At 47.4% G+C, this 12,908-nt stretch carries 13 protein-coding genes; 5 read left to right on the top strand and 8 right to left on the bottom strand.

Annotation, left to right across the window (positions count from 1 at the left end; all coding sequences use genetic code 11):
- A partial coding sequence (locus Q7J27_05240; GenBank protein ID MDO9528551.1) for an OST-HTH/LOTUS domain-containing protein occupies positions 1-254 on the top strand: 254 nt, incomplete at its 5' end.
- A 318-nt stretch (positions 255-572) separates the two neighbouring features.
- Here the strand turns inward: Q7J27_05240 and Q7J27_05235 are convergent.
- Positions 573-2,006 carry a DEAD/DEAH box helicase gene (locus Q7J27_05235; protein ID MDO9528550.1) on the bottom strand — a complete coding sequence of 478 codons (1,434 nt, stop codon included), beginning with the start codon at positions 2,004-2,006 and terminating at the stop codon, positions 573-575.
- Between the two features lie 418 nt (positions 2,007-2,424).
- Entirely contained in the window at positions 2,425-2,700 is a 276-nt protein-coding gene (yjgA, locus tag Q7J27_05230; protein ID MDO9528549.1) for a ribosome biogenesis factor YjgA, read from the bottom strand.
- A gap of 264 nt (positions 2,701-2,964) precedes the next feature.
- Between yjgA and Q7J27_05225 the strand changes: the two genes are divergently transcribed.
- The 4 genes from Q7J27_05225 (at position 2,965) to Q7J27_05210 (ending at position 7,271) form a co-directional block, all read left to right on the top strand.
- A complete protein-coding gene (locus Q7J27_05225) occupies positions 2,965-4,158 on the top strand; it encodes a class I SAM-dependent RNA methyltransferase (protein ID MDO9528548.1) in 1,194 nt (397 codons plus the stop codon).
- Positions 4,159-4,561: 403 nt separating this feature from the next.
- Positions 4,562-5,122, top strand: a complete 561-nt coding sequence (gene cobO / locus Q7J27_05220; protein MDO9528547.1) for a cob(I)yrinic acid a,c-diamide adenosyltransferase — start codon at positions 4,562-4,564, stop codon at positions 5,120-5,122.
- A 37-nt stretch (positions 5,123-5,159) separates the two neighbouring features.
- Positions 5,160-5,696, top strand: a complete 537-nt coding sequence (locus Q7J27_05215; protein ID MDO9528546.1) for a C-GCAxxG-C-C family protein — start codon at positions 5,160-5,162, stop codon at positions 5,694-5,696.
- Positions 5,697-5,948: 252 nt separating this feature from the next.
- On the top strand, positions 5,949-7,271 hold the full coding sequence (locus tag Q7J27_05210) for an FAD-dependent oxidoreductase (GenBank protein ID MDO9528545.1): 1,323 nt from the start codon (positions 5,949-5,951) through the stop codon (positions 7,269-7,271).
- An 8-nt stretch (positions 7,272-7,279) separates the two neighbouring features.
- On the opposite strand, the gene Q7J27_05205 is transcribed toward Q7J27_05210, so the two are convergent.
- From Q7J27_05205 to Q7J27_05180, 6 genes are all read right to left on the bottom strand, one after another.
- On the bottom strand, positions 7,280-7,531 hold the full coding sequence (locus tag Q7J27_05205) for a hypothetical protein (protein MDO9528544.1): 252 nt from the start codon (positions 7,529-7,531) through the stop codon (positions 7,280-7,282).
- A gap of 2 nt (positions 7,532-7,533) precedes the next feature.
- Positions 7,534-8,817: a glycosyltransferase family 2 protein gene (locus Q7J27_05200; protein MDO9528543.1), complete on the bottom strand. Its 1,284-nt coding sequence runs from the start codon at positions 8,815-8,817 to the stop codon at positions 7,534-7,536.
- A gap of 274 nt (positions 8,818-9,091) precedes the next feature.
- Entirely contained in the window at positions 9,092-9,994 is a 903-nt protein-coding gene (locus Q7J27_05195; GenBank protein MDO9528542.1) for a cobalamin-binding protein, read from the bottom strand.
- Positions 9,995-10,033: 39 nt separating this feature from the next.
- Positions 10,034-11,728, bottom strand: a complete 1,695-nt coding sequence (locus Q7J27_05190) for a hypothetical protein (protein MDO9528541.1) — start codon at positions 11,726-11,728, stop codon at positions 10,034-10,036.
- A 239-nt stretch (positions 11,729-11,967) separates the two neighbouring features.
- Positions 11,968-12,582, bottom strand: a complete 615-nt coding sequence (locus Q7J27_05185) for a histidine phosphatase family protein (GenBank protein MDO9528540.1) — start codon at positions 12,580-12,582, stop codon at positions 11,968-11,970.
- A gap of 13 nt (positions 12,583-12,595) precedes the next feature.
- On the bottom strand, positions 12,596-12,908 hold a 313-nt coding region (locus tag Q7J27_05180; protein ID MDO9528539.1), incomplete at its 5' end, for an adenosylcobinamide-GDP ribazoletransferase.

Below are 12,908 nucleotides of genomic sequence, written 5' to 3'. Positions count from 1 at the left end.
TAAAACAGGATACAAAACTGGTAAGCCTGCTACGTAATGCAGACGAAGCATCCTCCGATGAAAGCGGGTGGGCTCATCATACATCTGTCGGCGGTAATATAGCGAAACAAACACCAGAGTATGACCCACGTAATTACGGGTATGGAAAGTTGGGCGAGCTGGTTTCTGCAACAAAGCTTTTTGACATGGAAGAAAGGCAAATAGGCACCACCAATTCAAAGGCCCTTTATGTTCGTGATAAGCGGAAGAAATAGACGCGCCGCTTATTAAGTCGTTGGCCCACTGAAGGCGGAAGTACACCGAAAATTGGCCATTGATATTAGAGTGATATTAGTGATAGTAGTGATATTAGGATATTAGAGGATATTAGGAGGATATTAGGAGGATATTAGGGTCAGCCCTTGACATGGGACACAATTGACTCTCTCAATCATTTTCTTTGTCCCCAGTCAAGGGCTGACCCCGGGGCGGGCGCCTTTGACAAGGGGATAATGAATACAAAAAATACCCCTGTCCGTCTTCTGCCCCTTCTTGTCGCCTTTTACTTTCTTCTACTTTCGGAGTGACCCCTTTTACCTCTTGTCTGCCCCGCTATCTTTCCCTTTTTTTACGGTGCTGGGCCGATAGTGCATTTTTCTCTTTTTAGGGTTTTCTTTCTGGAGCGTGTCGTTTCCCTGAAACGGATTTTTCCCGATCCAGTGGGGGGTAATCTTCTTCGTGCGGATAATTTCACGAAGCTTTGGAAGGTCACTCTTGATCACAAGGGTAAAGGCCCGGCCCCTTTTCCCCATCCGCCCGGAACGCCCGGTACGATGAGTATACTGTGTCCCATTGCCTGGCAAATCCCAGTTTACCACATGGGATACATGTGTAAAATCAAGCCCTCTCCCGGCGACATCTGTGGCAATGAGATAGCGTAGCTTATTTGTTTTGAACTGCCTGAATATGGAAGAACGCTTGTCCTGACTGAGCCCGGCATGTATATACTCAATGCCTTTATAGTGCTTCCGCATATCGCGGAATAGCTTGTCAACTTTGTGGCGGGCGTTACAGAAGATGATCGCCTGGCTGACACCTTCTCCCTCAAGATATTTTGTGAGTTCCGCTCCCTTACGATTCGGGTGGAGATAGGTGAAATAGTGCTCGATACTTACCGGCGCCGCCCGCTTTTTGATAAGAGAGATGTATTGGGGATCCTTCAGATAATCATGAGATAGCTTTGTGATGTCGTCATCCATCGTCGCGGCGAAGAGGAGCGTCTGATGTTTATTGATCATACAGGACATGATAAACTCAATGTCCTCGAGAAACCCTTCCTGTAAAAGTTCGTCCGCTTCATCGAGGATGACACATTTCACGTTCGACAGACTGATAACTGAGTCATACAAAAGATCGATGAGTCGCCCTGGCGTCGCAACGATAATATGTGCCCCGTGTTTTATCTTGGCGATCTGAATCTCCTTGCTGAACCCGCCGAAAACGGCGAATGGGACCACATCACTCCCTTCCGCAGTCTTTCCGATCTCATCCACATACTGAATGCATAATTCACGGGTCGGGACAATTATCAGGCCCTGTATGGCGTTCTTCGCGGTATCGATTTTCTGAATAAGCGGGATTGCGCAGGCAGACGTCTTGCCTGATCCCGTTTCCGCGACGGCGCAGAGATCCCTTCCGGACATGATGACAGGATAGGTAGCCTCCTGAACAGGGGTCATCTCCTCATACCCCATATTCTCAATTGCTCTGAGGATGTTTGGGGGAAGTCCAAGTTCACGGAACTTCATGCATTCCTTCTTTTTCTCTGCCGGAGCTTTCCTTTTTGTTTCCGTTGAGCTTTCCTTTTTTTTCTCGACTGAGTGTGTTTTTTCCTTCTCTGCTGTGTGTTGTTGCTCTTTCTTTCCTGAAATTAAGTTTATAAAAGGTCTCAGGGGCTTGAATAGATCAAATTTCATGTGCGTCGTCCTTCCATGTGTAACGGTATCTTCGGCCACTTTTTTAATCATATCACAACCTGTTCTTCTTTACGCGGCATTATTCCCCTGAGCTGAACAGAAAAGTGGCTTTTTCTCTCCGCCTTTCCGGGAGACCCCGCCTGGCAAGTCAAACCTATAATATACATTAAGCGGTTATATGCCAGGAATTGGCAATAGCTGTTAATCTATTTTTACAAGATGTCTAAAGGAACCGGGAGGCAGAACAAATCATCTTAAATGTATATGATAGATTTGATAACCATATCAAGTCTGCTCTTGACTCATGTTCGCTGATAATGGAAAAACAAATCTAACCCTGCTTCTTTCAGCCGACAGATGATCGCTGCGGCTGAAGAGCCCGTTGGCCCACTGAAGGTGGAGGTACTCCGAAAATTGGATCGTGATAAGGGGACAGGGTTGAAATTGCGCGTTTCCGGCGGGCGCCGGGTTATTTCCGTAAGTTTCCCGTCCGGATGCGATCGAGGGCGTTTTCGATGGGTTGCGGGTCGATATGCCGCATGAGGGCGCCGATGTACTGAATCTGCCTGCGCCGGGCGCCATGACTCCTTATTTTACGTGCGAATTCGATGGCCGTCAGAAGCTCATCCGGCAGCCCCATGGTCTTAATCTGGCCGAACGGCAGGGCGACCAACTGTTTGCCCAGGCGCTGCAGGGCCTGGTCTTCATTTTTTCTCCGGGTTCTGCTTTTATAATCCGTATCCATTTTGCAGCCCCCCCTTCCGGATTACCCAACATCAATACCCTTTAAATTTTTCCTCCGGCGGCGTGCTCGCGTTCTTACCACCGAAGGACGGACTTTACCACAATTCAGTTGATTTTACGCCCAAGCTCATGCAATATTTACCCTGGTGCGGCAACGGCAGGGTTCATTCAGACGCGTAACAACTAATACTGCAAAAGGTTTGAAATGATCAAGCAATATCTCGACCTTTCTTTCCGGCTCCGATTGAAACGAAAGTGGTGAAAAATGGTATCAGCCGATTGGGTCAAACGCCCTGGAAGAGAAAAGCGGAAAGCGGCGGCATATCAGTATCAGAAGGATTGCCGTTATTTTGCCATGGTAGCCGACGGCTTAAAAGAAGCCGGCGCGGAGGAACTAATTGAACTCGGCGCCGAAGATGTCAGGCCGGAATTCAGCGGAATTTATTTCAGGGCGGACAAATCAACCCTGTATCGAATTAATTATCTGACCAGGCTTCTTTCACGGTGCCTTGCGCCGTTAATATCATACGATTGTCATGATACCGATACGCTGTATCATAAGGCCAAACAGATCGAGTGGGAAGATTTTTTTGCGGAAGGCAATACCTTTGCCGTATCGGGGAATGTTTCCGACAGCGCGATTTCGCATTCAAAGTACGCTGCCCTCCGCCTTAAAGATGCGGTTGCAGACTATTTCAAAGAAAAAACCGGTCAGCGTCCGGATGTGTCGGTAAGGAATCCGGATATCTTGCTGAACCTTCATATCAGGCACGATAAGGCGGTAATAAGCCTCGACACTTCAGGCGGCGCGCTTCACCGTAGAGGATACAGAGAGGAGACCGTTTCGGCGCCGATGCAGGAAACCGTCGCCGCCGCGATTATCCGATTCAGCGAATGGGACGGTTCTGTTCCGTTATATGATCCTTTGTGCGGTTCGGGAACCCTTTTGTGTGAAGCGCTCATGCGGTATAGCAATATTCCTGCGGGTGTTTTCAGGGATCGATTCGGTTTTGAATTTCTGCCCGACTTTGACGGCGCTGTCTGGAAGCAGGTAAAAAAAGAGGCCGACGGACACATCCGGGAACTGCCGAAAGGGCTGATTGCGGGCAGTGATGTGTCCGCGGAGGCTGTCAGCACGGCGCGGACAAACCTGATGGGGCTCCATTACGGAAATAACGTAAGTGTTGAAAGGGCGGACTTCAGAGAGCTGCCCGCCCTTGAAGGGCATGTAATTGTAACCAATCCGCCTTATGGTATTCGGATGGGAGGAGACGAGAACCTTGAAGTGTTTTATAAAAATTTCGGCGATTTTCTGAAACAGAAATGCAAAGGCTCGGCCGCTTTTGTTTATTTCGGAGAACGGGAGTATATCAAAAAAATCGGGCTGAAAGTATCATGGAAAAAACCGATCAAGGCCGGCGGGCTTGACGGCAGGCTGGTTAAATACGAGATGTACTGAGAACACTAAGGGGGGCTGCCCCTGGCATTTGAAAAAACCGGGTACAAGGATACAATCGGGACGGGTGTTGATATGTGGATTAATTAAAAATTTATCTTCCTGTCCTTATTTACGAAGCTGCACACCAGATGCTGTGATTATTCCGGTGATGAGATGCGGGAGAGTCAGTCGGTAACAGTCAAGAGTTAACGGGATTTTCCTTCCTTGACAAACTGACCGTTTCGTTATAGCACTGAATTCGATATGTTGTGGAATTGAATCTCCCCGCAGCAAGCTGCGGGGAACCTCCGGCTGTTAAGGAAAATTGTTGATTTTATTCGCTCGCTGTTCAGTTCATAGGAGATGGATTTAAAAACATCTGCAAATTGCAGAGGCTTCTCAGACTGGTAACTTTAAGAGGAAATTGAAGGTGCCCAAAAGCAGAGAGGAAATCCTGGCACAGTATAATAAAGGCCTCGTCATGGTCTTCACCGGGGACGGCAAGGGGAAGACGACCGCGGCGCTCGGACAGGCCCTCCGGGCAATAGGACACGGCAACAGGGTATATCTGCTCCAGTTTATGAAGGGGAGAAAATACGGGGAATTGCTCGCTGCGGAGAAGTACTTGCCCGACCTGACGTTTCATCTGGCAGGTCTGGACAGTTTCGTAATGCGGGACAGTCCGGCTCCAATCGATATCGAACTGGCCAAACAGGGATTAGATATTGCCAGAGAGGTAATAGAATCGAATGAGTATGACATGGTAATACTCGACGAGATTACCGTCGCCATTGACTTTGCACTAATCCCGCTCAATGAAGTTATTCAAATCATCAAAAATAAGCCTGCCAAACTGCACCTGATCCTGACCGGCAGATACGCCCCTCCCGAGATTATAGAGTTAGCTGATACGGTAAGTGAAATCAAAGAAATCAGGCATCACTATACGGCCGGCATAAGGGAGAGAACCGGCATAGATTACTAATAAAAAGGCATTACATTATGAACAGGAGGCAGTAAAAATGACCAGGGAAGAAAAGATCGAAGAAATCAGACAGCGTGCGAGAAAAAATTTCAGTATGGGTTACAATTGCGGTGAATGTGTATTTGAATCTGTTATAAGCTTGGTTGATACAGGATTGCCTGAAGAGGTGAAGAAAATTGCCACGGGGTTTGGCGGCGGTATCGGGCTTTACGGGGATAGTTGCTGCGCAATTGTTGGCGCTGTCATGGCGGTAGGCGCCGTTCATGGAAGAAGTTCCCTGCCCGAAGGTGAAGGCAAGGAGGCAGCAAAAAAGGGGAAAGAACAGCTTTATGGAAAACCGGGGCTCTATAGACTCTTTAACCAGGTTCCTAACAGGATTAAAGAAAAGTATGGTTGCACTCTTTGCAGGGACCTGACATCCGAATGGCATGATAATTGGCTCTGCCGCGAACATGCTCTCCATTGCCGTGAGATTATTACCGACGCGGCGGGAATTGCCGCTGAGCTTATACTGTCGGACAAAGACGAGCTTGCCTCAAGACCATTTGGCGCTAACGTGGAAAATGTAAAGTAGGGCCTGTTTCTTGAACAGGACTGTCCAGGGCCGATGAGAAGATCGGCCTTTCCCGCATATTGAGACCTTTTGAAAAGGTTTCAATTTGTGTCTGTTTGGCTCCTTCTCCATTTTACCATTGTGAAGCTCCCCGCCCACAGGGCGGGGCTTCCCGGTAAAGAATATATTTTTTTATTGCGCCCCTTACCCCGCCTACAAGGCGGGGCTTGCGGGTGCGCTCCCGGTCAAACATAAGCATAGGAGGCCTCAAAGATGAAAGTTTGTATAGTCGGCGGGGGGGGCGGTGCGAATAATGCCGCCAATGTAATCCGCTCTTTAGACAAAGATGCTCAAATCGATATCTTCACCACCAGGACTGAAATAGGATATATACCGTGTGAAATCCCATTTGTATTCAGAGGAATCGTCCCCTCATGGGAAGACAGTTTTGCCTTCAGGGAAAAATTCTACCAGCAGAGAAATATAACCGTTCATCTTAATACTGAGGTTACCGACATCCTGAGGAAAGAAAAGCGTTTAGTTGCCGGAGGGGATACCTACGACTATGATAAGGTCATCTTGGATTTGGGTGCTTCCCCGACGATTCCCCCGATTCCGGGACTTGATGGCCTGAATGAATTCGTGTTAGGCACTGACCTTCGATATGCGAGAATCCTGGAGCAGGCTATTGCCAAATACACAAGTGCGGCTATAGTAGGTACCGGGATGATCGGACTGGAAATAGCTGAAGTCTTTCAGAGAAAAAATTATAGCAGTATTTATGGCTTAGACATTCTGGAAAACGCCCTCGGGCTATTATTGGATAAGGAAATGGCCGAGGTGGTTGAACAGAGAATAAAAGAAAGCGGAGTAGAGCTGATTCTGCCGGCCAAGATAGAAAGCATAGCAAGCCGGGAAGGTAAGAAGGTGTTATCCCTCTCCGACCGGGAGCTGAAAGTGGATTTTGTGCTCTTTGCTACCGGCTCTAAGCCCAACGTAGATTTAGCTAAAAAGTCAGGAATCGAAGTGGGTGAAACAGGGGGTATTGCTGTAAACGAATACTCACAAACCAGCAATCCCGATATTTATGCCATCGGGGATTGTATGGAGAACCGGGATGCTATTTGGGGTCATAAAACACTCTACCAGACCGCAACCAACACAGCCCGGAGTGGCAAAATAGCCGCCACAAACCTGGTGATGGGCAATACCATGCCTTATTATGGCACTACCATGGCATTTATTACCGAACTTTTCGGCTATCAGGTTGGCGCAGTGGGCTTTACGGAAAGCTATGCCCGCGATAATGGCTTCGATGTGTGTACTTCCATAACGAAAACCGCTACCCGACGGCGGCTGTTCGGGGGTAAGCCCATACATATCAAACTCATTGCCGACCGTAATAGTCATACCCTGATTGGGGGTCAGGTTGTTTCTGAAGAGTCTGTGGCGGGACAGATCGACAAACTGTCTATAGCGATAGCGGAAAAAATTCCGGTAGAAAGACTATCACTTATTGACACCTGCTACTCGCCGCCGGTGAGCACCGCATATGCCCCTCTTACAATGGCGCTCGATAACATAAGGTGGGCGTAGAATGGAATTTAGGGGTTTATAATTTTAGCCAATTCTTCCAGCCCTTCCACAATTATGGGTGATGGATGATCTGTTAGATCGGTATTAAAGAATGGTATAATGAAGGAGTAACCCTCCTTGAAGATATTGTTCTGAAATTTGCAATCGAACATGGAGATGTGCAGTTCGCTGTTGTTTCGGATAGAGTTGGTGGAGACAAATCCCACGAAGAAACGCTTGGTCGCATTGCCTGGGCGTCTGGAGTCAAAATTGCCTATCATCACTACGACGAGGAATTATCAATGCTCGGTTCTGCCTCTGCAATTTTTTCTGATTTCCCATCCCACAGGTGTATCAGGTAATCCTTTTGTTCTTCAAACTTCAAAGCCTGATCTTCGACAAGAGCCTCTGCTTCCCGAGATGACATGTCCCGGCTTTCTCTTATGAAAGAAGCCACTCGACAATAATATAGCGGAGTCATCAGATCGACAAGTTTGTGTCGGTTAATCTGCCATTCATGAAAAGTGGCTGCAAGTTCGTAGAGGATTTTGACCCAGACATCGGTGGGGAGGTGAAAATTTATAGAGTCCTGTTCTGAAGCCTTCCTGATATGTTCAAAGCATTGCTCACTGAAGATATCCTTCCACAGGACAGAAAACTGCTGGAAGCCGATCTTGAAGTTCTCGATCATTCCATCGATGTTGACATTAATTGATTCCGGCTCCAAATCACCCTCAAAACCAAACGTTTCGACGGATTCACTTCCTCGTACATTTTTCCAGTAGTTTTCATATTCCTCCATGAGATAGAATACAGTCCACATTACCTGGCGGAACATGGGGGCAAGATGCTGAGCAGGATCTTTCGCATCGTGGATTTTAACACCGAGATTCGATTGGCAAATTTTAAAATTGTGAGTTATAACATTCGTGGTCATCCAGATATCAATACCGAAGCGAGCCACATCCGTTCCCCAGACATCCTGTTCAATATAGAACTTGACCACATCCCCGGAAAGGGCGAAGTCTCCACCTATAGGCTGGCGTATCCGCTTTCCGTAAAGGGCCCTTGTCAGATTATATACAATATTGTTGGTTATGGTACCGTCATATTTGTGCCGTACATAAACAGGCGCAACGAACTGATATCCCCTTTCCAGTACGGGATCGAGAAGATATTTTACCCAGTCCGGAGTGATGCTGCGAAGGTCTGAATCGACAACGGCACATGCCTTAATCTTAAGTCTATTGGCTGCTTCAAAGACAGATCGCAGAGCCGTGCCCTTACCGGCAGGTCCCCGGTATATTGTCACAACCTTTTCCTGCCATGGTTTAATCTGAAACTCCCTGGCTACTTCACGAGTATCATCGGTTGATCCACCATCGGCGATGAAAATCACGCCTCTCATATCATTATAATGTTTGGCAAGGCCATGAGTGATCATCTGGATCACATGCTCGACCGTTTTCTCGTTGTTGTAACAGGGTATGCCAATCATAATGTCGGCAGATTCGATTTCTTCAATCCGCTTTGAACCATAGGGCCTCAGAGCTGTATCATAGTGCATGTTGATTATAGAACCTCCCGTTTCATCTTATTTCGCACACATTATATCATATTTCAATAGAATTTCAAGAAATAATACATTTGGCTCATCTTCTCCACCGAACTCGATGTTATCAAGAAAAAATCCATAATGGTTATTTCTGTGCACAGAACCCGCTTGTCTTTGTCATATCTTATAATTTCCTCTTATTGAGGTTATGATTCTGGTAGTGCATTGGTCCCGGTTACTGTGTTGCCCGTGTGTCATTGAAATAAAATTTAAAGCTTGCTGGTTTCTAATTATTTTTAAATGGGACTCCAGGGTGTATAATTTTAGCCAATTCTTCCAGCCCGTCCACAATTCTGGGCGATGGATGATCTGTCAGGTCGGTGTTTAAGATATAAATCCTGTTATTTTTGACTGCCGGAATATTTTTCCACCTTTTCCACTTGTCCCTGACCAGCTCAAAATTCTCTCCTCTCTTCATTGATGATACAACGATAATCTCCGGTTGCCTGACTATGATTTCCTCTATACTGTAGCGGGGATATCTTGTCGTCTCATTTCCTGAGATATTTATTCCACCTGCCAGCGTTATCAGCTTATTGTGAAGTGTATCTCTCCCGACGGTAACAATAGGATCAATCCCTATCTGGAAAAAGATTCTCGGTTTTTTCAAACATGCGGTTTGCGAAACAACGGTACTAACCCTCTCGCGGAGGCTGCGAACCAGGTCTTTCGCCACGTTATCTCTCCCCGTTATCCTGCCGATGTCCAGCACCATCTCGAATATCTCTTCAAGACTCGCCGGATTGATCATATATACAGGAAATCCGATTCTCTCCAGTTGTTCAATCGTCTCCTTTTTGTTTCCATCGGCAGTGCCTATAATCAGATCCGGATTAAGAGAGACAACCTTTTCAAGAGAGATGCTGACATAACTACCGACGCGTGTTTTTGACTTGGCCGCCTCAGGGTAATCGCTGAACGTTGTTACCCCGACAATCTCCTCATCCAGACCGAGGGCGAAAAGGGTCTCCGTTATACTGGGCGCAAGAGATACTATACGCTTTGGCGATGGAGGAATGTTTACTTTTCTTCCTGTTTCATCAATGTATTCATCGGCATAAACTCCCGGTGAGAAAAGAAGAATTAAAAACATCAAAAAAACTTTTATTCTGTAATTGTACAAAAGCATCCTCAATGAGCCTCCCCGGTAAGGAATATGTTTATGAAATCATGCCAGCCTCTTCAGACCACCAACCACATCTCCTTTGAAATGGAAGCGTATCACCTTACGGCCTTTATCGAGGAGAGCCTGTCGGTCTCCGAGAGCCTGGGCGGCCTTGAGCACACCAAAAGTCATGGACGAATCAGATGACCCTGCTTCTTCAGGAATGGGAATGTCTGTTTGATCATCGGCAGTAAACTGTATAAAAAGTCCGTGGCCTGCGTCGCCTTTGTGCAGTTGACCGGTAGAGTGCAAAAAACGCGGTCCATAGCCGACTGTGGTTGCCAGCCGAAATCGGTCGCGAAGCCCGGCACGAAGGGTTTGTAACACTGCCTCAATCTCAGCAGTCGGCTGAAGATATGCCTGGAGCGCTATATATGCCCCCGGTCCGGCCTGCTCGAGGAAGGCAATCAAAGCTGATTCCGGACTGTTCGCCTTCACATCACCGTAAACAGAAATGCCTTGCCCGCTAAAGGTCGGCGTTTCCTCTGGAAGTGATCCTTTTGCTTTATAATCGGCCGTTATCTCACGTGCATGTATCTTGGCAGCTTCCACATCGGGCTGATCAAAAGGATTGATACCCAAACGGTAACCAGCTACAGCTATGGCCATCTCCCACAGAAAAAACTGTCCGCCAATGTCGTAACGATCATGCAGAAACAGACGTACAACAGGATGTCCGGCCTTTTCCAAAGCTGTAAGAAATGCATCATTTGTCTCATCTCCGTCAAGACAAAGAGAGACAAAGAGACGATCATCGCCGTAGACGGCAGGTGAGCCAACTTGCTCACCAACCACCGGCAGGATTCCCTTACCCTCCTTACCGGTACTTTCAGCGATAAGCTGCTCCACCCAATCACCAAAACTCGCAATCCGGGGTGAGCTAATGAGGGTTGCCTTGTCCCTCCCTGCTTTAGCCAGTTCCCCCAATGCCACACCAAGGCTGCCACCATTGTTGTTGCCTGCAACAGGACAATTGCATGCCTCACAGTTGCAGGCCATTGTCACGGCACGGTCAAGTAAAGTCTGTATGTCCATACCGATGAGCGCCGCCGGGACAAGTCCAAAGTAAGAGAGTGCGGAATAGCGGCCGCCGATATTTGGATCATTTAGAAAACATTCACGAAAGTGGTAGCGCTCAGCGAGTTCTGTAAGTGAACTGCCCGGATCTGTGATGGCAATAAAGTTTTCTCCGGCCTGATTCTCACCTAAAGAACTGCTAACCCAGTTATAGAAAAACTTGAAGAACGAAAGGGTCTCAACCGTGGTACCTGACTTAGTTGATACAATAAAGAGGGTGCGGGCAGGATCAAGCCGTTTGGCATGAGCCAATACAGCGCCAGGGTCGGTGCTGTCGAGTATGGCTAAATTAAGAAAACCTTCTTTCGCGCCACAGGTCTTTTGAAAAACCTCCGGAGCAAGACTGGACCCGCCCATGCCAAGCAGCAGGGCATCAGTATAGCCACTACCACGGACATCATCTGCCAGCGCCTCAAGGCGCTTAATGTTATCAACCATTATCTCAGGGGTGTGAAGCCACCCCAAACGGTTCGTAATCTCGGCGGGCTCAGGTCTCCAAACGGTGTGATCATGAGCCCATATGCGCGACATCACCTTTTCATCCCTCAATTCGACCAGGGCATTTTCTATTTTACTTTGATATGAAGTCAATTTATACGAGGTATCCTGCCAGTCAGCCATCAACTTTTCCCCAAAACCCTCAAATTACTTACGTTATTCTTCGAATTCGCTCGCAAAAAGTCTTTTTTTGTCACCCAAAATCATGTCCTGAACTTGTTTCAGGATCATTCAGGGTCTCTAACTTACTGAGATAATTAGATGCTGAAACAAGCGAGATCCTGAAACGAGTTCAGGATGACAAATGGTGCAGTTTATGACTTTTTACGAGACTATCAACCTTTCTGTTGCAGAATTTTGCTTTATTTATTCAGTAGTTGTCCGTTCATCAATTTAACAACAGCAAATCCGGAAAAGTAATCTATGACATTGAGGCAGCCGAAGTCCTGTTCAATAGAATAGAAATTTTCCAGGTCAAGGTTCATGGCATCTGCAAGGATTACTCGATTGACTCCTCCGTGAGCAACCAGGACAACGTTTTTCCCGTGGTTTGCATCGAGTATCTCCTTTACGGCGGGAATTACCCTTCCGGCCAGTTCCCCGATACTCTCCCCTTCCGGCACCCTGTAATCGACTATTCTCATTCTACGCTCATTCAGGGCGCCGGGAAATTGCTCTTCTATCTGATCGATGTTCAACCCTTCCCACAGGCCAAAATTCAATTCTCTGAATGCGCTGTACTGCTCGGGGATCAAGCCGTGGGCTTTGGCAATTATCGCTCCTCCTCTTATGGTGCGGATCAAGTCACTGGAATAGACGGCCGCCAGATTTTCATCTCTCAGTCTATCCGCTACGGCCCCCATCTGCCCGATTCCGAGTTCCGTTATATCAACATCATTATGACCATTACACGTCCCATCCAGATGATTCGTCACCTGGCCATGTCTTACCAAATATAATCTGGTATGAATATCCACATTCCTCTCCGTCCTATGCGCCAAAAAGTCCACATATCATAAGAAGTGTAACAACCTCGTTGATCTCATTCCCTGCACCCATGATATCCCCCGTTACCCCCCCGATACGCCTTTTGAAAAAGAGACCGAGAAGAAGTGTTATGGCTGCGATAAGAAGCATTATCACCAATCCCCTCAGTTGAAAGAGACCAATTAGTATGACTGCAGGTCTTAGTGTGCAGATAACGTATTCTTTTCTCCCCGCACACCGGGTAAACACCAGGGCTGTTCCGTTTCCGGATCTGGCATAACTGAAGCCGGATGCCAGCTGAACCGTTGACCACCTC

Source organism: Syntrophales bacterium (assembly GCA_030655775.1).
GTDB lineage: Bacteria > Desulfobacterota > Syntrophia > Syntrophales > JADFWA01 > JAUSPI01.
This window is presented reverse-complemented; position numbering and strand designations above follow the sequence as displayed.

What these genes read in the sequence shown, in the direction of transcription:
- Q7J27_05235 (MDO9528550.1), bottom strand. Translation starts at nt 2,006, where the DNA reads ATGATTAAAAAAGTGGCCGAAGATACCGTTACACATGGAAGGACGACG.
- yjgA (MDO9528549.1), bottom strand. Translation starts at nt 2,700, where the DNA reads ATGGATACGGATTATAAAAGCAGAACCCGGAGAAAAAATGAAGACCAG.
- Q7J27_05225 (MDO9528548.1), top strand. Translation starts at nt 2,965, where the DNA reads ATGGTATCAGCCGATTGGGTCAAACGCCCTGGAAGAGAAAAGCGGAAA.
- Q7J27_05215 (MDO9528546.1), top strand. Translation starts at nt 5,160, where the DNA reads ATGACCAGGGAAGAAAAGATCGAAGAAATCAGACAGCGTGCGAGAAAA.
- Q7J27_05210 (MDO9528545.1), top strand. Translation starts at nt 5,949, where the DNA reads ATGAAAGTTTGTATAGTCGGCGGGGGGGGCGGTGCGAATAATGCCGCC.
- Q7J27_05205 (MDO9528544.1), bottom strand. Translation starts at nt 7,531, where the DNA reads ATGATAGGCAATTTTGACTCCAGACGCCCAGGCAATGCGACCAAGCGT.
- Q7J27_05200 (MDO9528543.1), bottom strand. Translation starts at nt 8,817, where the DNA reads ATGCACTATGATACAGCTCTGAGGCCCTATGGTTCAAAGCGGATTGAA.
- Q7J27_05195 (MDO9528542.1), bottom strand. Translation starts at nt 9,994, where the DNA reads ATGCTTTTGTACAATTACAGAATAAAAGTTTTTTTGATGTTTTTAATT.
- Q7J27_05190 (MDO9528541.1), bottom strand. Translation starts at nt 11,728, where the DNA reads ATGGCTGACTGGCAGGATACCTCGTATAAATTGACTTCATATCAAAGT.